Annotated in this window: 25 protein-coding genes; 23 read left to right on the top strand and 2 right to left on the bottom strand. The window is 72.8% G+C overall.

Annotated features, from left to right (window positions below):
- Nucleotides 1-175 precede the first annotated feature (175 nt).
- The 13 genes from ACTG9Q_RS29550 (at nt 176) to ACTG9Q_RS29610 (ending at nt 13,427) form a co-directional block, all read left to right on the top strand.
- Nucleotides 176-1,474, top strand: a complete 1,299-nt coding sequence (locus ACTG9Q_RS29550; protein ID WP_455576259.1) for a replication-associated recombination protein A — start codon at nt 176-178, stop codon at nt 1,472-1,474.
- A gap of 192 nt (nt 1,475-1,666) precedes the next feature.
- A complete protein-coding gene (locus tag ACTG9Q_RS29555) occupies nt 1,667-2,071 on the top strand; it encodes a DUF948 domain-containing protein (RefSeq protein ID WP_455576208.1) in 405 nt (134 codons plus the stop codon).
- Nucleotides 2,068-2,361: a hypothetical protein gene (locus tag ACTG9Q_RS29560; RefSeq protein ID WP_455576209.1), complete on the top strand. Its 294-nt coding sequence runs from the start codon at nt 2,068-2,070 to the stop codon at nt 2,359-2,361. The genes ACTG9Q_RS29555 and ACTG9Q_RS29560 overlap by 4 nt, the downstream gene beginning before the upstream one ends.
- 59 nt (nt 2,362-2,420) lie before the next feature.
- Nucleotides 2,421-5,081, top strand: a complete 2,661-nt coding sequence (alaS, locus tag ACTG9Q_RS29565; protein WP_455576210.1) for an alanine--tRNA ligase — start codon at nt 2,421-2,423, stop codon at nt 5,079-5,081.
- Nucleotides 5,078-5,566: a Holliday junction resolvase RuvX gene (gene ruvX / locus ACTG9Q_RS29570; RefSeq protein WP_455576211.1), complete on the top strand. Its 489-nt coding sequence runs from the start codon at nt 5,078-5,080 to the stop codon at nt 5,564-5,566. The genes alaS and ruvX overlap by 4 nt, the downstream gene beginning before the upstream one ends.
- On the top strand, nt 5,563-6,744 hold the full coding sequence (gene mltG, locus ACTG9Q_RS29575; RefSeq protein ID WP_455576212.1) for an endolytic transglycosylase MltG: 1,182 nt from the start codon (nt 5,563-5,565) through the stop codon (nt 6,742-6,744). The genes ruvX and mltG overlap by 4 nt, the downstream gene beginning before the upstream one ends.
- Nucleotides 6,744-7,577 (top strand): shikimate dehydrogenase, encoded by an 834-nt coding sequence (locus tag ACTG9Q_RS29580; RefSeq protein WP_455576213.1) that lies wholly within the window; start codon nt 6,744-6,746, stop codon nt 7,575-7,577. The genes mltG and ACTG9Q_RS29580 overlap by 1 nt, the downstream gene beginning before the upstream one ends.
- A gap of 99 nt (nt 7,578-7,676) precedes the next feature.
- Nucleotides 7,677-8,372: a prepilin peptidase gene (locus tag ACTG9Q_RS29585; protein WP_455576214.1), complete on the top strand. Its 696-nt coding sequence runs from the start codon at nt 7,677-7,679 to the stop codon at nt 8,370-8,372.
- A 184-nt stretch (nt 8,373-8,556) separates the two neighbouring features.
- Nucleotides 8,557-9,747, top strand: a complete 1,191-nt coding sequence (gene aroC / locus ACTG9Q_RS29590) for a chorismate synthase (protein WP_455576215.1) — start codon at nt 8,557-8,559, stop codon at nt 9,745-9,747.
- On the top strand, nt 9,744-10,262 hold the full coding sequence (locus ACTG9Q_RS29595; protein ID WP_455576216.1) for a shikimate kinase: 519 nt from the start codon (nt 9,744-9,746) through the stop codon (nt 10,260-10,262). The genes aroC and ACTG9Q_RS29595 overlap by 4 nt, the downstream gene beginning before the upstream one ends.
- A 24-nt stretch (nt 10,263-10,286) precedes the next feature.
- Nucleotides 10,287-11,396 (top strand): 3-dehydroquinate synthase, encoded by a 1,110-nt coding sequence (gene aroB, locus ACTG9Q_RS29600; RefSeq protein ID WP_455576217.1) that lies wholly within the window; start codon nt 10,287-10,289, stop codon nt 11,394-11,396.
- Entirely contained in the window at nt 11,393-11,827 is a 435-nt protein-coding gene (gene aroQ, locus ACTG9Q_RS29605; RefSeq protein ID WP_455576218.1) for a type II 3-dehydroquinate dehydratase, read from the top strand. The genes aroB and aroQ overlap by 4 nt, the downstream gene beginning before the upstream one ends.
- Nucleotides 11,828-11,930: 103 nt before the next feature.
- Nucleotides 11,931-13,427, top strand: a complete 1,497-nt coding sequence (locus ACTG9Q_RS29610; protein ID WP_455576219.1) for a beta-xylosidase — start codon at nt 11,931-11,933, stop codon at nt 13,425-13,427.
- Here ACTG9Q_RS29610 and ACTG9Q_RS29615 read toward each other — a convergent pair.
- Nucleotides 13,354-13,824, bottom strand: a complete 471-nt coding sequence (locus ACTG9Q_RS29615) for a B-4DMT family transporter (protein WP_455576220.1) — start codon at nt 13,822-13,824, stop codon at nt 13,354-13,356. The genes ACTG9Q_RS29610 and ACTG9Q_RS29615 overlap by 74 nt on opposite strands.
- Before the next feature lie 39 nt (nt 13,825-13,863).
- Here ACTG9Q_RS29615 and ACTG9Q_RS29620 point away from each other — a divergent pair, with 39 nt between their 5' ends.
- Genes ACTG9Q_RS29620 through nusB form a run of 3 tightly spaced genes read left to right on the top strand, consistent with a single transcriptional unit; the run spans nt 13,864 to nt 15,958 of the window.
- Entirely contained in the window at nt 13,864-14,922 is a 1,059-nt protein-coding gene (locus ACTG9Q_RS29620; protein ID WP_455576221.1) for a M24 family metallopeptidase, read from the top strand.
- Between the two features lie 51 nt (nt 14,923-14,973).
- Nucleotides 14,974-15,537 carry an elongation factor P gene (gene efp / locus ACTG9Q_RS29625; protein WP_455576222.1) on the top strand — a complete coding sequence of 188 codons (564 nt, stop codon included), beginning with the start codon at nt 14,974-14,976 and terminating at the stop codon, nt 15,535-15,537.
- Between the two features lies 1 nt (nt 15,538).
- Entirely contained in the window at nt 15,539-15,958 is a 420-nt protein-coding gene (nusB, locus tag ACTG9Q_RS29630) for a transcription antitermination factor NusB (protein ID WP_455576223.1), read from the top strand.
- 42 nt (nt 15,959-16,000) lie between these two features.
- Here nusB and bldD read toward each other — a convergent pair whose 3' ends face one another.
- Nucleotides 16,001-16,489 carry a transcriptional regulator BldD gene (bldD, locus tag ACTG9Q_RS29635; RefSeq protein WP_018686187.1) on the bottom strand — a complete coding sequence of 163 codons (489 nt, stop codon included), beginning with the start codon at nt 16,487-16,489 and terminating at the stop codon, nt 16,001-16,003.
- A gap of 254 nt (nt 16,490-16,743) precedes the next feature.
- Between bldD and pyrR the strand changes: the two genes are divergently transcribed.
- The 7 genes from pyrR to pyrF are packed head-to-tail and all read left to right on the top strand — an operon-like array spanning nt 16,744 to nt 25,340.
- Nucleotides 16,744-17,331, top strand: coding sequence for a bifunctional pyr operon transcriptional regulator/uracil phosphoribosyltransferase PyrR (gene pyrR, locus ACTG9Q_RS29640; protein ID WP_455576224.1), 588 nt, complete (start codon nt 16,744-16,746; stop codon nt 17,329-17,331).
- Nucleotides 17,328-18,269, top strand: a complete 942-nt coding sequence (locus ACTG9Q_RS29645; RefSeq protein ID WP_455576225.1) for an aspartate carbamoyltransferase catalytic subunit — start codon at nt 17,328-17,330, stop codon at nt 18,267-18,269. Before pyrR ends, ACTG9Q_RS29645 begins: the two co-directional genes overlap by 4 nt.
- On the top strand, nt 18,266-19,546 hold the full coding sequence (locus ACTG9Q_RS29650; RefSeq protein ID WP_455576226.1) for a dihydroorotase: 1,281 nt from the start codon (nt 18,266-18,268) through the stop codon (nt 19,544-19,546). Before ACTG9Q_RS29645 ends, ACTG9Q_RS29650 begins: the two co-directional genes overlap by 4 nt.
- 28 nt (nt 19,547-19,574) lie before the next feature.
- Complete coding sequence (locus ACTG9Q_RS29655) at nt 19,575-20,093, top strand: PH-like domain-containing protein (RefSeq protein ID WP_455576227.1); 519 nt, start codon at nt 19,575-19,577, stop codon at nt 20,091-20,093.
- Nucleotides 20,090-21,214, top strand: coding sequence for a glutamine-hydrolyzing carbamoyl-phosphate synthase small subunit (gene carA / locus ACTG9Q_RS29660; protein ID WP_455576228.1), 1,125 nt, complete (start codon nt 20,090-20,092; stop codon nt 21,212-21,214). Before ACTG9Q_RS29655 ends, carA begins: the two co-directional genes overlap by 4 nt.
- Nucleotides 21,214-24,516, top strand: a complete 3,303-nt coding sequence (gene carB / locus ACTG9Q_RS29665; protein ID WP_455576229.1) for a carbamoyl-phosphate synthase large subunit — start codon at nt 21,214-21,216, stop codon at nt 24,514-24,516. Before carA ends, carB begins: the two co-directional genes overlap by 1 nt.
- Nucleotides 24,513-25,340: an orotidine-5'-phosphate decarboxylase gene (pyrF, locus tag ACTG9Q_RS29670; protein ID WP_455576230.1), complete on the top strand. Its 828-nt coding sequence runs from the start codon at nt 24,513-24,515 to the stop codon at nt 25,338-25,340. Before carB ends, pyrF begins: the two co-directional genes overlap by 4 nt.
- The last annotated feature ends 104 nt before the right edge of the window (nt 25,341-25,444 follow it).

The following is a 25,444-nucleotide window of genomic DNA, read 5'->3' on the forward strand; positions in this document are numbered from 1 at the left end:
TCTGCCCGCTGCGGTTCGCGGTCGGCTTGGCGGCTGATCCGCTCCGAGAGTGGGGCCCTCCCCCTCCCCTCCCTCCTCGCCCTGTGCCTCCGGGGTGCCGCGTCGTCGGTAGCGGGTAGCGTCGGCTCCTGTGGAACAGGAGTTCGACCTCGACCTCTACGGCGACCCGCCCGCGGTGGGCAAGCGGCCAGAGCAGGGCGCGCCGCTGGCCGTGCGGATGCGGCCTGCCACCCTCAACGAGGTGGTCGGCCAGGACCACCTGCTTGGACCCGGTGCGCCGCTGCGCAGGCTGGTGGAGGGCGCGGCGCCCGCCTCGCTGCTGCTCTACGGCCCGCCCGGGACCGGGAAGACGACGTTGGCCACCCTGGTCTCCTCCGCCATCGGCAGGCGCTTCGTCGCGCTCTCGGCGCTGTCCGCGGGCGTGAAGGAGGTTCGGGCGGTCATCGACGACGCCCGGCGCAGGCTCGGTCGTTCCGGGGAGACCACCGTCTTGTTCATCGACGAGGTCCACCGCTTCTCCCGCACCCAGCAGGACGCCCTGCTCGGGGCGGTCGAGGACCGGACCGTGCTGTTGGTCGCGGCGACCACCGAGAACCCGTTCTTCTCCGTCGTCTCACCACTCCTTTCCCGTTCGCTCGTGCTCCAGCTGAAATCCCTTGAAGACGCCGACGTGCGCGCCCTCGTCCGCCGCGCCGTGGCCGACGAGCGCGGCCTCAACGGGGCCGTCACCCTCGACGCGGACGCCGAGGACCACATCGTCCGGCTCGCGGGCGGCGATGCCCGCCGGGCGCTCACCGCGTTGGAAGCCGCGGCCGACTCCGCCGCGGCCACCCGTGCGGGCGCCATCGACCTGCCCACTGTCGAGGCCACAGTGGACAAAGCCGCGGTCCGCTACGACCGCCAGGGCGACCAGCACTACGACGTCATCAGCGCCTTCATCAAGTCCATCCGCGGCTCCGACGTCGACGCCGCGCTGCACTACCTGGCGCGCATGATCGAGGCGGGGGAGGACCCGAGGTTCATCGCCCGCCGCCTGGTCGTGCACGCCAGCGAGGACGTGGGCATGGCCGACCCGACCGCGCTGCAGACCGCCGTCGCCGCCGCCACCGCCGTGCAGCTGATCGGCATGCCCGAGGGCAGGCTCGCGCTGGCGCAGGCCACCGTGCACCTGGCCACCGCCCCCAAGTCCAACGCCGTCATCACCGCCATCGACGCGGCCATGTCCGACGTCCGGGCGGGCGCGGTGGGGACCGTCCCCGCGCACCTGCGGGACGGGCACTACGCGGGCGCGAAGAAACTCGGCAACGCCACCGGCTACCGCTACCCGCACGACGTGCCCGAGGGCGTCCTCGCCCAGCAGCACGTGCCGGACGACCTCGTCGGTCGCGATTACTACAACCCCACGAACCGGGGTTCAGAACGTCCATTGGCCGAACGCCTCCCGAAATTGCGGCGAGTGATCCGAGGCCAGTGAATCGCGTCTTGGCCGCCCGTGTCGGACGTTGTCCACAGGCGCGGGAGTTGTCCACATCGCCGAAATTTGGGTGGCCGAATGGCTGGGCCGCGCGGACACTGGTCCGGCAACGTCGACCGCCGGACCGCGCGGTAGCCTGACGCGGATCATTCCCGGCGCGCTCCCGCCGGGGAGCCACGACGAGGAGGGCGCGTGAGCGCAGGGGATATTGCCTGGCTGGTCGGCGTCGGCGCGTTCGCGGTGCTCGTGGTCGTGCTGTGCGTCGTGCTGATCAAGCTCGGCCGCACCCTTGACGAGGCCACCATCGCCTTTCGCAAGGCGCACCAGAACAGCGACCCGATCTTCCAGGGCGCCAACACGACGATCACGCACGTCAACGCCCAGCTGGAGCGGGTCGACGGCATCACCGCCAACGCCCAGGCCGTCACCGGCAACGTCTCCGCGCTGACCTCGGTGTTCACCGCCACGCTCGGCGGCCCGCTGGTCAAGGCCGCCGCCCTGTCCTACGGCGTCAGCAAGGCCATCAAGGCCCGCCGCCGCGCCAAGGGCGAGATCGAGGGCAAGCACGCCCGCAGGCGTCGGGGAGCGCGGTCGTGAGCCGGATCTTCTGGATCGGGGTGGGCCTCGCGACCGGTGTCGCGCTGTCCCGCAAGGCCCGCCGCACCGCCCACGCGGTGACACCCGCCGGGGTTGCCGAGAACGTCGGCGACGCCGTGCGCGAGCTGGCCGGGGCCCTCGGCGCGTTCGGCGCCGACGTGCGCGCGGGCATGACCGAGCGCGAGGGCGAGCTGGCCGACATGGTCGAGCGCCGCAGTGGCGTCGAGTCCCGGCGCCCGGCTGAGCGCCGCGGCACCGCGCGAGCGCGCCGGGCGGACGACCGCGCCTGACGCTGCCGTCCGCCGCGCCGCAGCCCGCCGACCGCACGACCCACTCAAGGACCACGACAGTGCAGACCCATGAGATCTCCCGCCGTTTCCTGACGCACTTCACCAGCGCGGGCCACACCGAGGTGCCCAGCGCCTCGCTCATCCTGGACGACCCCAACCTGCTGTTCGTCAACGCCGGGATGGTGCAGTTCAAGCCGTACTTCCTGGGTGAGGCCCCGCCGCCCTACCCGCGCGCGACCAGCGTGCAGAAGTGCGTGCGCACCGGCGACATCGACGAGGTGGGCAAGACCACCCGCCACAACACGTTCTTCCAGATGGCGGGCAACTTCTCCTTCGGCGACTACTTCAAGGCCGAGGCGATCGAGCACGCCTGGAACCTGATCACCTCCAGCCAGGACGCGGGCGGCTACGGCTTCGACCCCGAGCGCATCTGGGCCACGGTCTACCTCGATGACGACGAGGCCGCCGACCTCTGGCAGAAGATCGCCGGGCTGCCCGCCGAACGCATCCAGCGCCGCGGGATCGAGGACAACTACTGGTCGATGGGCGTTCCGGGCCCGTGCGGTCCCTGTTCGGAGATCTACTACGACCGCGGGCCCGAGCACGGCCGTGAAGGCGGTCCCGTCGTTGACGAAGACAGGTACCTGGAGATCTGGAACCTCGTCTTCATGCAGAACGAGCGCGGTGAAGGCGGCGGCAAGAAGGACTACCCGATTCTCGGTGAGCTGCCCGCGAAGAACATCGATACCGGAATGGGTATCGAGCGCGTCGCGTATTTGCTCCAGGGTGTCGAGAACGTCTACGAGACCGATTTGGTCCGCCCGGTCATCACCAAGGCCGAGGAGATGTCGGGGCGCCGCTATGGCGCGGGCAACCCGGTGGACGACGTCCGTTTCCGCGTGATCGCCGACCACGCCCGCAGCGGCGTCATGCTGGTCGGCGACGGCGTCAACCCCGGCAACGAGGCCCGCGGCTACGTGCTGCGCCGCCTGCTGCGCCGCATCGTCCGCTCGGTGCGCCTGCTCGGCGTGAACGAGCCGGTGCTGGGCGAGTTCGCCGCCGTGGTGCGCGACACGATGGGCTCGGTGTACCCGGAGCTGGTGAAGGACTTCGCCCGCATCGAGTCCGTGGTGCGCAAGGAGGAGGAGACCTTCCTCGGGACCCTGGCCAGCGGCATGAAGATCTTCGACGTCGCCGCCGGCGACATCAAGTCCGCGGGCGGCTCGCAGCTGCCCGGCGACAAGGCGTTCCAGCTGCACGACACCTACGGCTTCCCCATCGATCTCACGCTGGAAATGGCCGCGGAGAAGGGCCTGTCGGTCGACGAGCAGGGCTTCCGCGACCTGATGGGCGAGCAGCGCGCCCGCGCCAAGGCCGACGCCGCGGCCCGCAAGACCGGCCATGGCGACCAGAGCGTGTACCGCGACCTGCTCGCCCTCGGCGCCACCGAGTTCACCGGCTACCAGGAACTCGACACCGAGGCCACCATCCGCGGCCTGGTTCGTGAGGGTGCCCGGGTGCCTTCCGCGAGCGAAGGCGACATCGTCGAGGTCGTTGTCGACCGCACGTCCCTCTACGCGGAGTCGGGCGGGCAGGAGTCCGACGCGGGCCTGATCGTCGGCGAGGGCTTCGAGCTGGAGGTCCTCGACGTCCAGAAGGTCGCCCGCAAGCTGTGGGTGCACCAGGCCCGCGTGCGCCGCGGCGAGGTGACCGAGGGCGTGGCCGCGCAGACGCGCGTGGACCCGGAGTGGCGCATCGGCGCTCGGCAGGGCCACTCGGGCACGCACGTCGTCCACGCCGCGCTGCGTGAGGTGCTCGGCCCGACGGCGCTGCAGAGCGGTTCCTACAACAAGCCCGGCTACTTGCGCCTGGACTTCGCGTGGTCCGGCGGGCTGTCGGCGGAGACCCGCAGCGAGATCGAGGAGGTCTCCAACCTCGCCGTGCGCAACGACCTGCCGGTCCGGGTCGTCTACACCGACATGGGCGGGGCCCAGGACATGGGCGCCGTCGCGCTGTTCGGCGAGACCTACGACGAGAAGGTGCGCGTCATCGAGATCGGCGGCCCGTGGTCGCGCGAGCTCTGCGGTGGCACGCACGTGGAGCGCTCGGCGCAGATCGGCCCGCTCACGCTGATCGGCGAGTCGTCGGTCGGGTCGGGTAGCCGCCGCCTTGAGGCGTACGTCGGTATGGACGCGATGCGCTACCTCGCCAAGGAGCGCGCGCTCGTCCAGAACCTCGCGACCATGCTGCGCGTGCCCGACGAGGAGGTGCCCGGTCGCGTCGAGGCCCTGATCGAGCGCCTGCGCCAGGCCGAGAAGGAGCTGGACAAGCTGCGCGCCGCCCAGCTGCTCTCCTCGGCGGGGGAGCTGGCGGGCGCCGCCGAGGACATCGGCGGCACCGCGCTGGTCGCGCTGCGCACCCCGGACGGCATCGGCGGCAACGACCTGCGCACGCTCGCCATCGAGGTGCGCAACCGGCTCGGCTCCAGGCCCGGCGTCGTCGCGCTGTTCTCCGCCGACGGCGGCAAGGTCGCCTTCGTCGTGGCCACCACGGCCGCGGGCCGCGACGCCGGACTGGCCGCGGGCAAGCTCGTGCCCGCCTTCGCCCCCGCCATCGGCGGTCGCGGCGGCGGCAAGCCCGACCTCGCCCAGGGCGGCGGCACCGACGCCGCGGGCATCGACGCGGCCATCACCGCGCTGCGCGGCGCGCTCGGCTCGTGAGCCGTCCCGACCGGCCCGGGGCCGACGATCCCGGCCGCGGGCGCAGGCTCGCGGTGGACGTCGGCTCCGTGCGGGTCGGGGTCGCGTTGAGCGATCCGGCTCCGGTGCTCGCCACGCCGCTGGTTACCCTGTCCCGCGACGAGCGCTCACGCAAGGACCTGGACCAGCTCGCCGCGCTCGTCACCGAGCACGAGGTGGTGGAAGTGGTGGTCGGTTTACCCCGCACCCTCGCCGCGCGGCACGGCGCCGCCGCGGAGGCGGCGGTCGCCTACGCGGCTGACCTCGCCGACCGGATCGCCCCGGTGCCCGTCCGGCTCGTGGACGAACGCCTCACCACCGTCTCGGCTTCCCGCATGCTCAGTCAGCGCGGTGTGCGCGGCAAGAAACAGCGCGCCGTGGTTGACCAGGCAGCGGCGGTGGAGATCCTTCAGGGCTGGCTGGACGCAAGGGCAGCGGCGCTCGCACGATCCGCGGAGGACACATGAGCGACGAACTCGACTTGTTCGACGACCAAACCGACCGGGACGCCGCGTCGCGGCGCGGCAGCCGCCGGATCAAGCTGGCGGTGTTCGGCCTGCTGGTGGTGATGCTCATCGGCACGGGCGTCTGGTACGGCTGGCGGCAGCTCTCCGACATCGGCGGCTACGAGGACTTCGCCGGGTCGGGGGAGACCGACGTCGTCATCGAGGTCAAAGGCGGCGACTCGACCGGCACGATCGCCGGGACGCTCGTCGAGCAGGGCGTCGTGGCCAGCTCGCGGGCCTTCGTGACCGCCGCGGAGTCCGACACGCGGGTGCGGGCGGTGCAGCCGGGCTTCTACGTGATGCGGACGAAGATCTCCGGGCAGGACGCGGTGAAGCGCATCGTCGACCCGGAGTCGAAGGTGGGCAACCTGCAGATCAAGCCCGGGACGCAGTTCGACGACATCGAGAGGCCCGACGGGGCCAAGGTGCCGGGGATCGCCACGCTGCTGTCGAAGGCGTCGTGCGCGGAGCTGAACGGCAAGAGCACCTGCGTGCCTGCCGCGAAGCTGCGCGAGACGGTCGCGAAGGCCGACCTGGCCTCGTTAGGCGTGCCGGAGTGGGCGATCGCCGACGCCGAGAAGGCTGAGCCCACCCGGCGCTTGGAGGGCTTGGTCGCCCCGGCGGTCTACGACGTCAAGCCGGGGGCGACGGCGGAGGAGCTGTGGAAGAAGCTCATCACCGACTCCTCCGCGCTGATGCAGAGTTTCGGGATGCCGACGCTGGCCGATTCGACCGGGTTCACCCCGTACCAGCTGCTGATCATGGCCTCGCTCGTGCAGCGGGAGGCCATCGCCTCGGACTTCGGCAAGGTCGCGCGCGTGACGTACAACCGGCTCGCCGCCGGGGACAGGCTGGAGTACGACTCCACGGTCAACTACGTGCTGGACCGCCCGGATGTCGCCACCAGCGACAACGACCGCAACCGGGCCGGGCCGTACAACACCTACAAGAACACCGGGCTCCCGCCGACGCCGATCTCCGCGCCGAGCAAGGAAGCCATCGCGGCGGCGGCCGAGCCGGAGCCGGGGGACTGGATGTTCTTCGTCCTGTGCGAGAAGGACGGCACGTCCTGCTTCGCCAAGACCTACGACCAGCACTTGGCGAACATCGACATCGCCAAGGCCAACGGCGCGTTCTGATGGCGGGTCGCCGGGCGGCGGTGCTGGGCTCGCCGGTGGCGCACTCCCTGTCGCCGGTGCTGCACGCCGCCGCGTACGAGGCGCTGGGCCTGGACTGGACGTACGACCGGGTCGAGTGCGACGAGGACCGACTGCCCGGGCTGGTCGCTTCGCTGGGGCCGGAATGGGTCGGGCTGTCGGTGACGATGCCGGGCAAGCGGGCGGCGCTGGCCGTCGCGGCCTCGGCGACGGCGCGCGCTGAGGCGGTCGGCGCGGCGAACACGCTGGCGCGGGGCGCCGACGGGGCGTGGCGGGCGGACTGCACGGACATCGACGGCATCACCGGCGCGCTCCGGGTGACGGGGTTCTCGGCCCGGGCGGGCGACGCGGTGATCCTGGGAGCGGGCGGGACGGCGTGCGCGGCGTTGGCCGCCGCCGCCGAGCTGGGCATTTCCGGTGTGGTGGTGGTCGTGCGGGAGCCTGCGCGGGCCGGTGACGCGGTCGAGTGCGCCCGCAGGCTCGGGCTGTCGCTGCGGGTGCGGAAATGGGCCGAGTCGGACTTCGACGCGCTCGCCGAGTCGGCCGCGGTGCTGGTGAACACGGCCCCCGCGGCGGCGACGGCCGGGCTAGCGTCCTCGCTGGCGCGGGCCGAGCACGTCCTCGACGTCATCTACCACCCGTGGCCGACGCCGCTGGCCGAGGCTCGCGGCGGCTCGCTGGCCACGGGCCTGGACATGTTGCTGCACCAGGCTTTCGGGCAGGTCGAGCAGTTCACCGGCAAGGAGGCGCCGCGCCGCGAGATGCGCGATGCGCTGCACGCGGCGACCGGCGGAGTGCTGCCCCTTCCGCTCTGAGTGAACACCGGCCACCCCGCCCGGACTCGAACGCCTGTTCGTGTACCGTGAAATCGGAGCGATCGCTCCGTCTTGATTTCCCGGACAAGGACAGTGCCGATGCGAACTCCCGGACTCTTCCCCGCCCTGCTCGCCGTCACGGCCTTGGGTGCTGCCATGGCCGTCGCCGACCCGGCTCCCGCCGTGGCGCTGGCCGCAGTGGGCGGCCTGGCCGCCGGTGCTTCCGCGCGGATACTGCTCAACGCCCTGCCACGGGGAACGCCCTCTCCGCCGGGATTGTGCGAGATCTCGACGGCCGCGCTGTGGGGCTTGATCGCCCACCAGTGGGTGGGTGGCGCCTTACCGGCCTGGTGGGTGCCGACGGTCTGCCTGGTGACGTGGGTGGCGGTGCCACTGGTGATCGTCGACCTGCGGCACCGACGTCTTCCCGACGCCTTGACCTTGGGTATGTGCCCGCTGCTCGCGGTGGCGCTGGCGGTCGCCGTCGTCGGGGGTGGGGCTGAGGTCGCGGTCGGCGCTCTGCTGGGTGCGGCGGGGTTCTTCGCGCTGCACGCGCTCGTGGCGGTGGCACGGCCTGGCGCGCTCGGGGGCGGGGACGTCAAGTTGGCGCTGCCGTTGGGCGCGGTGCTGGGTGTGCTCGGGTTCGAGGCATTACTCGGGGCCGTGTTCCTCGCCGCCGTCGTGACGCTGCTGCTGATCGCGGTGAACCCGCGCTGGCGGGCGGGTGCGCCACACGGTCCCGGGATGCTCGGCGCGGTGTGTGCCGTGGCGATCTCGGGAGCCGGACTCGGGTGACGGACTCGGGTGACAGCGCCGGGTTTCGCGTGGTGGTTGGAGTATCAGTCGATTCGGAGTGGAGGTGGTGCGGTGTCCGCTGATCGGACACTGTTGGTCTGAGCTGCGGGTTCGCGGCGGTTGTCGCGGTATGCCGGTCCGATCCCGGCGACCGGGCACTGGGCGGGCATGGAAGTATTTCGGCGTGCTGCGTTGGATGACCGCTGGAGAGTCGCACGGGCCCGCGTTGGTCGCCGTGCTCGAAGGGATGGTGGCCGGAGTCGAGGTCACCACCGCCGACCTGGGCGAGCAGATGGCCCGCAGGCGGCTGGGGTTCGGGCGCAGTCCGCGCATGGGCTTCGAGACCGACAAAGTCGAGTTCCTCGGGGGGGTGCGCCACGGGCTCACCCAGGGTGGGCCGATCGCGGTGCGGATCGAGAACGCCGAGTGGCCCAAGTGGGAGACCGTCATGTCGGCCGACCCGGTGGACCCGGCGGTGCTGGCCGAGCAGGCCCGCAACGAGCCGCTGACCAGGCCGCGGCCAGGCCACGCCGACCTTCCCGGCATGCAGAAGTACGGGTTCGACGAGGCGCGTCCCGTGCTTGAGCGGGCCAGCGCCCGGGAGACCGCGGCGCGGACGGCGGCGGGCACGGTGGCGCGCAACTTCCTGCGCCAGCTGCTCGGGGCCGAGGTCATCAGCCATGTGGTGTCCATCGGGGCCGCGGAGGCGCCGGAGGGGCCGCTGCCCGGGCCCGGCGACCTCGCGGCGATCGACGACAGCCCGGTGCGGGCGTTCGACGCGGCGGGGACCGAGGCGATGGTCGCCGAGGTGGAGGCCGTCAAGAAGGCGGGCGACACCGTCGGCGGGGTCATCGAGGTCATCGTCTACGGGCTGCCGCCGGGGCTGGGGTCGCACGTGCACTGGGACCGCAGGCTCGACGCCCGGCTGGCCGGGGCGCTGATGGGCGTGCAGGCCATGAAGGGCGTCGAGGTCGGCGACGGGTTCACCACCGCGCGGCGGTGGGGCAGCCAGGCCCACGACGAGATCGACCGCGCCGAGGGCACCGTCACCGGGGTCAGCAGGCGGTCCAACCGCGCGGGCGGGCTGGAGGGCGGCATCACCAACGGCGAGCCGCTGCGGGTGCGGGTGGCGATGAAGCCGATCTCCACCGTGCCCCGGGCCCTGGCCACCGTCGACGTCGTCACCGGCGAGCCCGCCGTGGCCATCCACCAGCGCTCGGACGTGTGCGCGGTGCCGCGCGCCGGGGTCGTGCTGGAGTCGGTCGTGGCGCTGGTGCTGGCGGACGCGGCGCTGGAGAAGTTCGGCGGCGACTCGCTGCCGGAGTCCCGGCGCAACGTCGAGGGCTACCTCGCGAGCCTGCGGGAGCGCTGGTGACCCGGCCGGTCGCGGTGGTCGTGGGGCCGCCGGGGGCGGGCAAGACGACCGTCGGCCAGGCGCTGGCCGCCGCGCTGGGAGTCGGGTTCCGGGACACCGACGCCGACATCGTGGCGGCTCTCGGGAAGTCGGTGGGGGAGATCTTCACCGAGGACGGTGAGCAGGCGTTCCGCGCGGCCGAGGAGGACGCGGTCACGTGTGCCCTGGCCGAGCACGACGGCGTGCTGTCGCTGGGCGGGGGAGCGGTGCTCTCCGCGCGGACGCGCGCACGCCTGGCCGGGCACACCGTCGTGTTCCTGAACATCGGGCTGGCCGAGGGCGTGCGGCGGACCGGGCTGTCCACGGCGCGGCCGCTGTTGGCCGGGGTCAACCCGAGGGCGAAGTTCAAGGAGCTGCTGGACGCGCGGTTGCCGCTGTACCGGGAGGTGGCCACCGTGGAGATGGGCACCGACCACACCGGGGCCGAGGACGTGGTGGCGCGGTTGGTCGCCGCGCTGACCCCCGAGCTGAGCTGAGGCGAGAACGTGGAGGACACGACCATGGGGTCCGAGCAGCCCGTGCGCATCAGGGTGGCCACCGCCCAGCCGTACGACGTGGTGATCGGCAAGGGGCTGCTCGGCGAGCTCGTCGAGGTGGTGCGGGGGTCGTCCAAGGCGGCGATCGTGCACCAGCCCACGCTGACGGCCACCGCCGAGCAGATCCGCGAGGAGCTGGCCGAGGCGGGGGTCGAGGCGCACCGCATCGAGATCCCCGACGCCGAGGACGGCAAGGCGCTGTCGGTGGCCGGGTTCTGCTGGGAGGTGCTGGGCCGCATCGGGCTCGACCGGCAGGGCACGGTGATCGCCCTCGGCGGTGGGGCGGTGACCGACCTGGCCGGGTTCGTCGCGGCGACCTGGATGCGCGGGGTGCGGCTGGTCAACGTGCCGACCACGCTGCTGGGCATGGTCGACGCGGCGGTCGGGGGCAAGACCGGGATCAACACCGACGCGGGCAAGAACCTCGTCGGGGCGTTCCACGAGCCCGCCGCCGTGCTGGTCGACCTGGCGACCCTGGCGACCCTGCCGCGCAACGAGTTGGTCGCGGGCATGGCCGAGGTGGTCAAGGGCGGCTTCATCGCCGACCCGGTCATCCTCGACCTGATCGAGGCCGACCCGGCGGCGGCGGTCGACCCCGAGGGCGACACCATCGCCGAGCTGGTGCGGCGCAAGATCCAGGTCAAGGCCGACGTGGTGGCCAGCGACCTGCGGGAGTCGAGCCTGCGCGAGATCCTGAACTACGGCCACACCCTGGGCCACGCCATCGAGCGCCGCGAGCGCTACCGCTGGCGCCACGGCGCGGCGATCAGCGTCGGCATGGTCTTCGCCGCCGAGCTGGCCCGGCTGGCGGGCAGGCTCGACGACGCGACCGCCGACCGGCACCGCGCCGTCCTCACCGCGCTCGGCCTGCCGGTCAGCTACGACGCCGACGCGCTGCCGGAACTCGTCGAGGGCATGCTCGGGGACAAGAAGACCAAGTCCGGTGTGCTGCGCTTCGTCGTCCTCGACGGCCTGGCCAAGCCCACCCGGCTGGAGGGCCCCGACCCGGCGCTGCTCGCCGCCGCCTACTCCACGGTGGCCGCCGAGCCCGCGGGCGGCGGGGTGCTGCTGTGAGCATCCTCGTCCTCAACGGCCCCAACCTGGGCAGGCTCGGCACCCGGGAGCCCGAGGTCTACGGCAGCACCACCCACGCCGACCTCGTCGAGCTGTGCGAGGCGACCGGGCGCGGGCTGGGCGTCGAGGTCGAGGTCCGCCAGAGCGACCACGAGGGCGAGATGGTCGGCTGGCTGCACGAGGCCGCCGACCGCGAGCTGCCCGTGGTGCTCAACGCAGGCGCGTGGACGCACTACTCCATCGCCGTGCGCGACGCGTGCGCGCAGCTCAGGGCGCCGCTGGTGGAGGTGCACATCTCCAACGTGCACAAGCGCGAGGAGTTCCGCAGGCACAGCGTGCTCTCCGACATCGCCGCCGGGGTGATCGTAGGACTCGGCGTCGACGGCTACGTCCTGGCCCTGCGCTGGCTGGCGGGCGCGGCCCGGGTGTGATCCGTTCCGAATCGCGTTACAGGGCGATCAACGCTGCCTAGACTCGGGTTGAACGCGTCATCGGAGTCGAGCGCGTAGTCGGCACGGAAGGTCTTCACCGCTCATGCCCAGCCGGGTCCGGCGATCGCGCCTCGCCTTGGTCCTGGCCGCGTTCGCCGTGGTCGGGTGCACGACCGCACCCGAGGAGACCACCCCGCCGCCTGCCACCAGCAAGCGGGTCACCACGACCCCGCCCGCCGCCCAGCCGCGACCGGCCGCGCCGATGGCGCTGGGCGCCGACAAGGCCAGGCGCGGCGCCGGGGTCATCGCCTCGGGCGGCCACGGGGCGCCGTACAACTACGGGCCGACCCTGATGCGCGAGAACGGCAAGTACCGCATGTGGTGGTGCAGCCAGCTCGCCGCCGCCGCCCCACCCGGCGACGACCTGCTGCTCGCCGAGACCACCGACCTCGCCACCCCCTTCCGCGACCCCGGCGGCAGCGACGGCACATCGGTGTTCTCCGGCAGCCGCACCGGCTTCGACGGGATGCACACCTGCGACCCGTCGGTCATCCGCGTCGGTGCCATCTACTACCTCTACTACACCGGCGCCGCGGGCGACCACGCCCTCGGCAACGCCATCGGCCTGGCCACCAGCACCGACGGCAGGCACTGGACCAGGGCCAACGCCGGGGCCCCCATCGTCACCGCCGCCCACGACGTGCGGCGCGACAACGTCTACGGCGCGGGCCAGCCCGCCGCGGTCCACCTCGACGGCTACTTCCACCTGATGTTCACCGACACCACCGGCCAGGGCACCGGCCAGAACGGCGCGGGCCAGTTCGTGCTGCGCTCGCCCGACCCGTCCTTCCGCACCCAGGTCGAGGCCCTGGGGCCGGGCGGCTTCGCCCCCGGCCAGACCGACGGCCTCCGCGAGCGCTCGGTGCTCGACGCCTTCAGCGTGGACTTCATGTGGGTCGACGCCCTCGGCGCCTTCGTCATCGCCCACCAGACCGAGGGCGGCACCTCGCTGACCTTCTTCGACCGCGAGTTCCGCACCCAGCCCTACCGCCCGGTCCTGGTCCCCGGGCCGTGGGCCGAGGGCCCCGGGCTGGTCCGCAACGCCCTCGGGCACGCCCTGTCCTCCCACACCGACCCGTGCGAGCGCGTGCCGATCGACCTCGTCCGCGCCACCCGGGTCCGCGCCGCGCCCACCGACCTGACCCACTTCGGCCTGGACCTGCACGGCACCGGCGCCTGCGACGACCCGGACCGCCTGCTCGCCGCCCTCGACGGCTTCGCCGTGCCGTCGCCCCAGCGCACCGTCGACGTCATCCGCGACGGCCAGGTGCTGCGGGTGGAGCGCCGCGCCGTCGCCGAACGCGTCTCGCTGCGCGTGCTGGACCGCCGCGTCCCCGCCCTCGACGCCATCCCGGTCACCGCGCACCTGCCCGCGGGCGCGCCCGCGGCCCGCAACGGCGACCTGGTGGGGTTCGTCCTGGACGACGGCAGGCTGTGGCCGCTCGCCGACCCCACGCTGGCCGAGGTCAACGGCTCGCGGGTCCATCCGGTCCAACCCGACCACTGGGCTCGTCACCAGCTCGGCCCCCGGCTGGGCTGAGCCCCGGCGGCCTGCCCAGGCGAGGGCCGACGAGCAGGCCGAGGGCGGCGGGCACCAAGACCAGCAGGGCGGTGAACGCCGCGCCGCCGGTCAGGGCCGAACCCAGGGCGCTCGCGCCGGTCTCGTCGACGAACAGGGCCCGGCCCAGGACGGCGAGCACGGCGGAGCCCCAGCCCGCGATGAGGCAGGCGATCACCCAGGCGCGGCCGCGGTCCGGCACGTCCTTCCAGGCGTCCACCGCGGCCCACACGGCCGCGGTGCCCGTCAGTACGCCCAGCACCAAGGCGGCCACCGTGCTCTGCCCCGTGGGGTCCCCGGCGCGCAGCAGGGCGACCAGCACCGCCGCCGCCGCGTGGACGACAGCCATGACCAGCCCCCGTACCAGCCACGTTCGCATAACCTGAGAGTAGGACACGGCGGCCTTAGGCTCTGGGGTATGCCTCATCCTCCCCGCCGGGACGCCCTGCGCGCGTTGCTGCGAGACCGCGGCCTGGACGCGCTGCTTGTCGTCGACCTGCTCAACGTCCGCTACCTGACCGGGTTCACCGGGTCCAACGCCGCGCTGCTCATCAGCAGCGACGGCGAGGACGTCTTCTGCACCGATGGGCGTTACACGACCCAGGCCCAGCGCCAGGTGCCCGATCTGCGCCACATCATCGACCGGGCCAGCGCGGCCGCCGTCGCCAAGGTCGCCACCGGGCGGGTCGGGTTCGAGAGCCAGCACGTCACCGTCGACGGCCTCGACGAGCTGGTCACCGAGGCCGAGCTGACCAAGGCGCCGAACCTGGTCGAGGAGCTGCGGCTGGTCAAGGACGACGGCGAGGTCGAGGCCCTGCGCATGGCGTGCGCCGCGGCCGACCGGGCGCTGGCCGACCTGGTCGAGCACGGCGGGCTGCGGCCCGGGCGCACCGAGCGGGAGGTGGCCAGGGAACTGGAGTCCCGGATGCTCGACCACGGCGCCGACGCCCCCAGCTTCTCCTCGATCGTCGCCGCGGGGGCCAACTCCGCCGTCCCGCACCACCGGCCGACCGACGCGGTCCTGGCCGACGGCGACCTGGTCAAGCTGGACTTCGGCGCCCTGGTCGACGGCTACCACTCCGACATGACCCGCACCGTTGTCCTCGGCGAGCCCGCCGACTGGCAGCGCGAGCTGTACGAGCTGGTCGCGCTCGCCCAGAAGGCGGGCCGCGCGGCGTTGCGGCCCGGCGCGGCGACCAAGGACGTCGACGCCGCCGCCCGCCAGGTGATCGAGGCCGCCGGGCGCGGGGAGAACTTCCCGCACGGGCTCGGCCACGGCGTCGGCCTGCGAATCCACGAGGCCCCGAGCCTGGCCAAGACCAGCGGCGGTACACTCGCCGCTGGCATGGCGGTCACCGTCGAGCCGGGCGTCTACCTGCCCGGCAGGGGCGGCGTCCGCATCGAGGACACGCTCGTCGTGCGGGACGCCGGTCCCGAGCTCCTCACGCTGACCACCAAGCAGCTCATGGTTGTCTGACCGGCCGGTCGGGCGCCAGCCGGGCGCGCGGAAACACAGGAGAACAACCCCGTGGCCTCGACCAACGACCTGAAGAACGGCCTGGTGCTCAACCTGGAGGGCCAGCTCTGGTCCGTCGTGGAGTTCCAGCACGTCAAGCCCGGCAAGGGCCCGGCGTTCGTGCGCACCAAGCTCAAGCACGTGCTGACCGGCAAGGTGGTGGACAAGACCTTCAACGCGGGCGTCAAGGTCGAGACCGCCACGGTCGACCGCCGCGACATGACCTACCTCTACAACGACGGCTCGGACTTCGTGTTCATGGACTCCGAGAACTACGAGCAGATCAGCATCGACCCCGCCGTCGTCAGCGACAACGCGCGGTTCCTGCTGGAGAACAGCACCGCCACGGTGAACTCCCACGAGGGTGTCCCGCTGTTCATCGAGCTGCCCACCTCGGTCGAGCTCGTCATCGAGCACACCGACCCCGGCCTGCAGGGCGACCGCTCCACCGGCGGCACCAAGCCCGCGCGGCTGGAGACGGGCGCGGAGATCCAGGTCCCGCTGTTCGTCACCACGGGCGAGAAGGTCAAGGTCGACACCCGCGACGGGCGCTACCTCGGCCGGGTCAGCGGCTGACGTGGGTGCCAGGAGCAAGGCCCGCAAACGGGCGGTGGACCTGCTGTTCGAGGCCGCCGTCCGCGGCGTCGACCCGGTCACGCTGCTCGCCGACCGGGTCGGCTCGCCCGATGTCCCCCCGGTGAACGACTACACCGTCGCCCTCGTCGAAGGCGTCTCCGCGCACCGGGCGCGGATCGATGAGCTGCTGACGGAGCACGCGCAGGGCTGGACGCTGGACCGGATGCCCGCCGTGGACCTCGCGGTGCTGCGCCTGGGGCTCTACGAGCTGCTGTGGGCCGGTGACGTGCCCGACCCGGTGGCCATCGATGAGGCCGTCGCGCTGGCCCGCTCGCTGTCCACCGATGACTCCCCCCGGTTCGTCAACGGCGTCTTGGGCCGCATCGGCGGGATCGCCGACCGGCTCAGGGCCACGCTCTAGAGGCGGGCGCACCCGATCGGCACGTCGGGTGCGCCCCCTGCTTCAGTCTTCTTTGGACGGACGGGCTTCCGGGGGCAGCACGCCCCAGTCGATGAGCTGCTCGGTCAGCTCGCCGGGGGTCATGTCGTAGATGATCGCCAGCGAGCGCAGGTCCTCGGTCCGGATGGACAGGACCTTGCCGTTGTAGTCCCCGCGCTGGCTCTGGATGGTCGCCGCGTAGCGGGCCAGCGGTCCGACCTTCTCGGCGGGCAGCTGCTGCAAACGTTCTAGGTTTATCACGATTTTGGTGGCCGGTTCCGCTCCGGACGGCACCCGCCCCTCGGGCAGCAGCTCCACCACCGGCACGCCGTAGAAGTCCGCCAGCTCGGCCAGCTTCTGCACGGTGACCGCCCGGTCGCCGCGCTCGTAGGAGCCGACCACGACCGCCTTCCACCGGCCCCCGGACTTCTGCTCGACGCCGTGCAGGGACAAGCCCTGCTGCTGGCGGATCGCGCGGAGCTTGGCTCCTAGCGCCTTGGCGTAGTCGCCCATGCGGCGGTTCTCCATTCGTTCGCCCCGTCGGCGCTATGGACTGCCGCGGGTAGCTTCAAATCGACACGCAGAGTAATGGTTACCCAGAGTTGTCACCAGGTCAAGCTGGTGCCCCTGGGAGAACCTGGGCAAATGGCGGACACCACCTGGTCGGGGTGCTCCGCGCGCCTGGTACCGTCGCGGAGGCCCCAGCTCAGGGGCAGGTACCGACATCCTTTAAGGACCCGTCCAGTGAGGCGGGGAAGGAGTCCAGCGTGGCGCCGCGAGACCGTGGCGCGACGGAACCGGCGGAGCGGCGCGAGCTGCTCGGGCCCGGCGACGTCGCGCGCACCATCGCCCGGATGGCCCATCAGGTCATCGAGAAGACCTCGCTCGACGCGAGCGGGTCCCGCCCGGTCGTGCTCCTCGGCATCCCGACCAGGGGCGTGCCGCTGGCCGCCCGGCTGGCCGCCAAGATCGCCGAGTTCGCCGACGTCCACGTGCCCACCGGCACCCTCGACGTCACCCTCTACCGCGACGACCTGCGCAGGCGCCCCACCCGCCCGCTCGGCGCGACCGACCTGCCCGCATCCGGGGTGGACGACGCGCTGGTCATCCTCGTCGACGACGTGCTGTTCTCCGGCCGCACCATCCGCGCCGCCCTCGACGCCCTCAGGGACGCCGGGCGCCCGCGCGCCGTGCAGCTGGCCGTGCTGGTCGACCGCGGCCACCGGGAGCTGCCGATCCGCGCCGACTACGTCGGCAAGAACGTGCCCACCGCCCGGACCGAGGAGGTCTCCGTCCTGTTCACCGAGACCGACGGCCGCGACGCCGTGCTGCTCAACCGCGAGGCCGCCGAATGAGGCACCTGCTGGGCGTCGACGGCCTCGACGCCGACGCCGCCCTGGCCATCCTGGACACCGCCGACGGTCTCAAGCGGACACTGCTGGGCCGCGAGGTCCGCAAGCTGCCCACGCTGCGCGGGCGCACCGTGATCACCATGTTCTACGAGAACTCCACCCGCACCCGCGTGTCCTTCGAGATCGCCGGGAAGTGGATGAGCGCCGACGTGGTCAACGTCTCCGCGGCCAGTTCCTCGGCGGGCAAGGGCGAGTCCCTGCGCGACACCGCGCTGACCCTGGCCGCCGCGGGCGCCGACTGCGTCGTCGTCCGCCACCCGGCCTCCGGCGCCCCGCACCGGCTGGCGGGCTGGCTGTCCGAAGTGGGCACCAGCGTCGTCAACGCCGGTGACGGCACCCACGAGCACCCCACCCAGGCGCTGCTGGACGCGGCCACCCTCCGGGACCGCCTCGGCGGCATCGACGGGCGCCGCGTCGGCATCGTCGGCGACGTCCTGCACAGCCGCGTCGCCCGGTCCAACGTGCACCTGCTCACCAAGCTGGGCGCCGAGGTGGTCGTGGTCGCCCCGCCGACGCTGCTGCCCACCGCGCTGGCCGACTGGCCCGTCGACGGGCTCACCGTCTCCTACGACCTCGACGCCGAGCTGCCCACCCTCGACGCGGTGATGCTGCTGCGCGTGCAGGCCGAGCGGATGCACGGCGGGTTCTTCCCGTCCGCCCGCGAGTACGCCATCAGCTACGGGCTCAGCGCCGCGCGCCTGGCGATGCTGCCCGAGCACGCCGTCGTCCTGCACCCGGGGCCGATGCTGCGCGGCATGGAGATCGCGCACGCGGTGGCCGACTCCCCGCGCGCGGCGATCACCGAGCAGGTCGCCAACGGCGTGCACGTGCGGATGGCCGTCCTGTACCACCTGCTGGCCGGAGAGGAGGACCACGCGTGAGCACGCTGGTGATCAAGGGGGTCCGCCCCTACGGCGAGGACGCCGTCGACATCAGGGTCGAGAACGGCGTCATCACCGCGATCGGCGCGGACCTCGACGGCGACGAGACCTTCGACGCCCGCAACGCCGTCGCCCTGCCCGGGTTCGTCGACCTGCACACCCACCTGCGCGAGCCGGGCCGCGAGGACGCCGAGACCATCGAGACGGGGTCGCGGGCCGCGGCGCTGGGCGGCTACACCGCCGTGTTCGCCATGGCCAACACCGACCCGGTCGCCGACAACGCCGTCGTCGTCGAGCACGTCTGGCGGCGCGGGCGCGAGGTCGGCCTGGTCGACGTGCACCCGGTCGGCGCGGTCACCGTCGGCCTCAAGGGCGAGAAGCTGGCCGAACTGGGCACGATGGCCCGCTCCAAGGCCCAGGTCCGGCTGTTCTCCGACGACGGCGTCTGCGTCGCCGACCCGCTGATCATGCGCCGGGCCCTGGAGTACACCAAGGCCCTCGACGCGGTGATCGCCCAGCACGCCGAGGAGCCCCGGCTGACCGTCGGCGCGCAGGCGCACGAGGGCGAGGCCGCCGCCCGCCTCGGCCTGGCGGGCTGGCCCGCGGTCGCCGAGGAGGCGATCGTGGCCCGCGACTGCCTGCTGGCCCGCCACGTCGGCGCCCGCCTGCACGTCTGCCACGTCTCGACCGCGGGCACCGTCGACGTGCTGGCCTGGGCCAAGGCCCGGGGCACCGAGGTCTCCGCCGAGGTCACCCCGCACCACCTGCTCCTCGACGACGCCCGCCTGGCCACCTACGACCCGGTGAACAAGGTCAACCCCCCGCTGCGCGCGCAGAGCGACGCCGCGGCCCTGCGCCAGGCCCTGGCCGACGGGACCGTCGACTGCGTGGCCACCGACCACGCCCCGCACGCCCCGCAGGACAAGGACTGCGAGTGGTCCGCGGCGCGCCCGGGGATGCTCGGCCTGCAGACCGCGCTGTCCATCGTCGTCAAGACGATGGTCGAGCCGGGCCTGCTGGACTGGCGCGGCGTCGCCAGGGTGCTGAGCGAGCGGCCCGCCGAGATCGCCGGGCTGCCCGACCACGGCCGCCCGATCGCCGTCGGCGAGCCCGCCACCCTCGCCCTGGTCGACCCGGCCGCGCGCTGGACGGTCACCGGCGCGGCCCTGGCCAGCCTCGCGGGCAACACCCCGTACGAGGGCATGGAGCTGCCCGGCGCGGTCGTCGCCACCCTGCTGCGCGGGCGGTTCACCGCCAGGGACGGAAAGGTGTCCTGATGAACCCTGTCGACTCCGGGGAGGCGGAATGAGGGTGCTGCTCACGTTGGCCACCCTTGCGGTGCTGGTCGCGCTCGTCGCCCTGATGTGGTGGGGCTACCGCAACCGGCGCAGGCGCCAAGCGGCGCTGCCCGCCTTCCCGACCGCTCCGGCCGAGCTGCTGGCCGCGGTCCGCGCGGGCACGGCCGAACCGCTGCTGCCGCCCAGCACCGGCGTCTACGCCAGCACCGTCACCGACGCGAGCTGGCAGGACCGGGTCGCCGTCGGCGACGTCGGCTTCCGCGCCGAGGCCACCGCGCACCTGCTCACCGACGGCGTGCTGTTCGACCGGACCGGCGCCGAGCCGGTCTGGATTCCCAGGGACACCGTGCTCGACGCCCGCACGGCCCCCGGCATCGCCGGGAAGGTGATGGGCCGCGACGGCCTGCTGGTCGTGCGCTGGCGCCTGGACGGGCACGAGTTCGACACCGGCTTCCGCGCCGATGACAAGGACGACTACCAGACGTGGGTGCCAGCACTGCGCTCGCTCACCGGAGGGACCGCATGACCACGACACACACACCCGCGGCGCTGGTGCTGGAGGACGGCCGGGTCTTCCGCGGCGCGGCCTTCGGCGCGCACGGCGCCACCTTCGGGGAGGTGGTGTTCTGCACCGCCATGACCGGCTACCAGGAGACCCTGACCGACCCGTCCTACCACCGCCAGATCGTGGTGGCCACGGCCCCGCAGATCGGCAACACCGGCTGGAACGACGAGGACGACGAGTCGGCCCGCATCTGGGTCTCCGGCTACGTCGTGCGCGACCCGGCCCGCGTGCCGTCCAACTGGCGCTCGCGGCGCCCGCTCGACACCGAGCTGGCCAACCAGGGCGTGGTCGGCATCAGCGGTGTCGACACCCGCTCGCTGACCCGCCACATCCGCGAGCGCGGGGCCATGCGCGCCGGGGTCTTCTCCGGCGAGGCGGTCACCAGCCCCGACGCGATGGTCGTGCGGGTGCTGGAAAGCCCCACGATGCTCGGCGCCGCCCTGGCCGACGAGGTCACCACGGCCGCGCCCTACGTCGTCCCCGCGGCCGGCGAGACCCGCTTCCGGGTGGCCGCGCTCGACCTGGGCATCAAGTCCAACACCCCGCGGATGATGGCCGCCCGCGGCGTCGAGACCCACGTGCTGCCCTCCACCAGCTCCCTCGACGAGCTGCTGGCGGTCGAGCCCGACGGCGTCTTCCTCTCCAACGGCCCCGGCGACCCGGCCACCATGGACCACGCCGTCGAGCTGGCGAAGGCCGCCATGGAGCGCCGCATCCCGCTGTTCGGCATCTGCTTCGGCAACCAGATCCTCGGCCGCGCGCTGGGCCGGGGCACCTACAAGATGCGCTACGGCCACCGCGGCATCAACATCCCGGTGATCGACCTGGCGACCGGCGCGGTGGCGATCACCGCGCAGAACCACGGGTTCGCGCTGGAGGGCGAGGCGGGTGAGGAGTTCGACACCCCCTACGGCCGCGCCGCGGTCAGCCACGTCTGCCCCAACGACGGGACCGTCGAGGGCGTCCGCGCCCTGGAGGTGCCCGCCTTCTCCGTGCAGTACCACCCCGAGGCCGCCGCGGGCCCGCACGACGCCGCGGACCTGTTCGACCGGTTCGTGACCCTGATGGAGGGCGGTCGCTGATGCCCAAGCGCGATGACATCCACCACGTGCTGGTGATCGGCTCCGGGCCCATCGTCATCGGCCAGGCGTGCGAGTTCGACTACTCCGGCACCCAGGCCTGCCGCGTGCTGCGGGCCGAGGGCATCCGGGTCAGCCTGGTGAACTCCAACCCGGCCACGATCATGACCGACCCGGAGTTCGCCGACGCCACCTACATCGAGCCGATCACCCCGGAGTTCGTGGAGAAGGTGATCGCCAGGGAGCGCCCGGACGCGATCCTGGCCACGCTCGGCGGGCAGACCGCGCTCAACACCGCCGTCGCCCTGCACGAGCGCGGTGTGCTGCAGAAGTACGGCGTCGAGCTGATCGGCGCCGACATCGACGCCATCCAGCGCGGCGAGGACCGGCAGAAGTTCAAGGACATCGTGGCCCAGGTCGGCGGGGAGACCCCGCGCAGCCGGGTGTGCCACTCGATGGACGAGGTCCGCGAGACCGTCGCCGACCTGGGCCTGCCGGTGGTCATCCGGCCCTCCTTCACCATGGGCGGGCTGGGCTCGGGCATGGCGCACACGCCCGAGGAGCTGGAGCGGCTGGCCACCTCCGGCCTCACCGAGAGCCCGGTCACCGAGGTGCTCATCGAGGAGAGCGTGCTCGGCTGGAAGGAGTACGAGCTCGAGCTGATGCGCGACCGCCGCGACAACGTGGTCGTCATCTGCTCCATCGAGAACATCGACCCGATGGGCGTGCACACCGGCGACTCGGTGACCGTCGCCCCGGCGATGACCCTGACCGACCGCGAGTACCAGGCCATGCGCGACATGGGCATCGCGGTGCTGCGCGCGGTCGGCGTGGACACCGGCGGCTGCAACATCCAGTTCGCCGTCCACCCGCAGACCGGGCGCATGGTCGTCATCGAGATGAACCCGCGGGTCTCGCGCTCCAGCGCGCTGGCCTCGAAGGCCACCGGCTTCCCGATCGCCAAGATCGCCGCGAGGCTGGCCATCGGCTACACCCTCGACGAGATCACCAACGACATCACCGGCGAGACCCCGGCCTCCTTCGAGCCGTCGCTGGACTACGTCGTGGTCAAGGTGCCCCGGTTCGCCTTCGAGAAGTTCCCCGGGGCCGACCCGACGCTGACCACGACGATGAAATCCGTCGGCGAGGCCATGTCGATCGGCCGCAACTTCGCCGAGGCGCTGGGCAAGGCGCTGCGCTCGATGGAGACCAAGGCCGCCGGGTTCTGGACCACGCCCGACCCCGACACCCTGACCCGGCAGTCCGCGCTGGAGGCCATCCGCACCGGGCACGACGGGCGCCTCTACACCGTCGAGCAGGCCCTGCGGATGGGCGCCTCCGTCGCCGAGGTGCACGACGCCTCCGGCATCGACCCGTGGTTCATCGACCAGGTCGCCATGCTCGTCGAGCTGCGCGGGGAGGTCGAGGACGCGCCGGTGCTCGACGAGGCGCTGCTGCGCAGGGCCAAGCACCACGGCCTGTCCGACCGGCAGATCGCCGCGCTGCGCCCGGAGCTGGCCGGTGAGGACGGCGTGCGCACCCTGCGCCACCGCCTGGGCGTGCGGCCGGTGTTCAAGACCGTGGACACCTGTGCCGCGGAGTTCGCCGCGCACACCCCGTACCACTACTCGGCCTACGAGCTCGACCCCGACGCCGAGACCGAGGTGACCTCGCAGCCCGACCGGCCCAAGGTGCTGATCCTGGGCTCGGGCCCCAACCGCATCGGGCAGGGCATCGAGTTTGACTACTCCTGCGTGCACGCGGCGATGGCGCTGCGCGAGGCCGGGTACGAGACCGTCATGGTCAACTGCAACCCGGAGACCGTCTCCACCGACTACGACACCTCCGACCGGCTCTACTTCGAGCCGCTGACCTTCGAGGACGTCCTGGAGGTCGTGCACGCCGAGCGCGTGTCCGGCACGGTCGTGGGAGTGGTCGTGCAGCTGGGCGGGCAGACCCCGCTCGGCCTGGCGCAGCGGCTCTCCGACGCGGGCGTGCCCGTGGTGGGCACCTCCCCGCAGGCCATCCACCTGGCCGAGGACCGCGGCTCGTTCGGCGAGGTGCTGACCGGCGCCGGGCTGCCCGCGCCGAAGTACGGCACCGCGACCTCCTTCGCCGCGGCCAAGCGGATCGCCGACGAGATCGGCTACCCGGTGCTCGTGCGCCCGTCCTACGTGCTCGGCGGCCGGGGCATGGAGATCGTCTACGACGAGGAGAACCTGGCCGGGTACATCCAGCGGGCCACCGAGATCACCCCGGAGCACCCGGTGCTGGTCGACCGGTTCCTCGACGACGCCATCGAGATCGACGTCGACGCCCTCTGCGACGGCGACGAGGTCTACCTCGGCGGCGTCATGGAGCACATCGAGGAGGCGGGCATCCACTCGGGGGACTCCTCCTGCGCGCTGCCGCCGATCACGCTGGGCCGCACCGACCTGGAGGCCGTGCGCCGCTCCACCGAGGCCATCGCCAAGGGGATCGGCGTGCGCGGGCTGCTCAACGTGCAGTACGCGCTCAAGGACGACGTGCTCTACGTCCTGGAGGCCAACCCGAGGGCCAGCCGGACGGTGCCGTTCGTGTCCAAGGCGACCGCGGTGCCGCTGGCCAAGGCCGCCGCCCGGATCATGCTCGGCGCGACCATCGGCGAGCTGCGCGCCGAGGGCATGCTGCCCGAGACCGGCGACGCGGCGGAGCTGGCCGAGGGCGCGCCGGTCGCGGTCAAGGAGGCGGTGCTGCCCTTCCACCGCTTCCGCACGCCCGAGGGCCATGGCGTCGACTCGCTGCTGGGCCCGGAGATGAAGTCCACCGGCGAGGTCATGGGCATCGACGTGTCCTTCGGCAAGGCGTTCGCCAAGTCGCAGACCGCCTCCTACGGCTCGCTGCCCGTCTCCGGCCGGGTCTTCGTCTCGGTGGCCAACCGCGACAAGCGGGCGATGGTCTTCCCGGTGAAGCGCCTGGCCGACCTCGGTTTCGAGGTGCTGGCCACCTCGGGCACCGCGGGAGTGCTGCGCCGCAACGGAATCCCGTGCACCGTGGTGCGCAAGCACTTCGAGGGCAAGGACAACATCGTCGACCTGATCCGCTCCGGCGGGGTCGACATGGTGATCAACACCCCGTACGGCAACCACGGGCCCCGCGTGGACGGCTACGAGATCCGCACCGCGGCGGTGGCCCGCGACATCCCGTGCGTCACCACGATCCAGGGCGCGGCGGCGGCGGTGCACGGCATCGAGGCGCTGATCCGCGACGAGATCGGGGTGCAGCCGCTGCAGGAGATGCAGACCGCGCTGCGGGCCAAGCGGTGACCGCCGGGTTCGGCGCGCGGCTGGCCGCCTCGGTCGGCGAGCGCGGGTCGCTGTGCGTGGGGATCGACCCGCACCCCGGGCTGCTCGACGCCTGGGGCCTGCCGCGCGACGTCACCGGGCTGGAGCGGTTCGCCCTGACCTGCGTCGAGGCGCTGGCGGGGGAGGTCGCCGTGCTCAAGCCGCAGTCGGCCTTCTTCGAGGCCCACGGCTCGCGGGGCGTCGCGGTGCTGGAGCGCGTCATCGCCGAGGCCCGCGCGGCAGGCGCGCTGGTGCTCGTCGACGCCAAGCGCGGCGACATCGGCTCCACCATGGCCGCCTACGCGCAGGCGTACCTCGCCGAGGGCTCCCCGCTGGCGGGCGACGCCGTCACGCTCTCGCCGTACCTCGGCTTCGGCTCGCTGGAGCCCGCGCTCGCCGCCGCCGAGGCGAGCGGGCGGGGGGTGTTCGTGCTGGCCCTGACGTCCAACCCGGAGGGCGCCTCCGTGCAGCGGGCCGAGGCGGGCGGTCGGTCGGTCGCGCAGGCGGTGGTGGACGCCGCCGCCGCCCGCAACGCGGGCGCGGTCCCGCTGGGCCCGGTCGGCCTGGTCGTCGGCGCCACCCTGGCCGAGACCGGGATCGACCTCGGCGCGCTCAACGGGCCGATCCTGGCCCCCGGTGTGGGGGCCCAGGGAGCGGGAGCGGCGGACCTCGCGCGCCTGTTCGGGGACGCCCGATATGTCCTGCCCACCAGTTCCCGGGACGTGCTCAGGCACGGCCCGGACACCGCCGCCGTGCGGACCGCCGCGCTGCGGCTGCGCGACGAACTGGCGGCCGCCAGGCCCTGACCCGATTTTCCCACGACCCGGACGGCCCGCTGCGGCCGTTCGGGTCGTTCTGCTGTCCGTTTTCGGCGTTATCGCAGGTCGCGGCGTTGCTCTGTCCGGGTGTA

This window comes from Actinokineospora lacus (assembly GCF_053813445.1).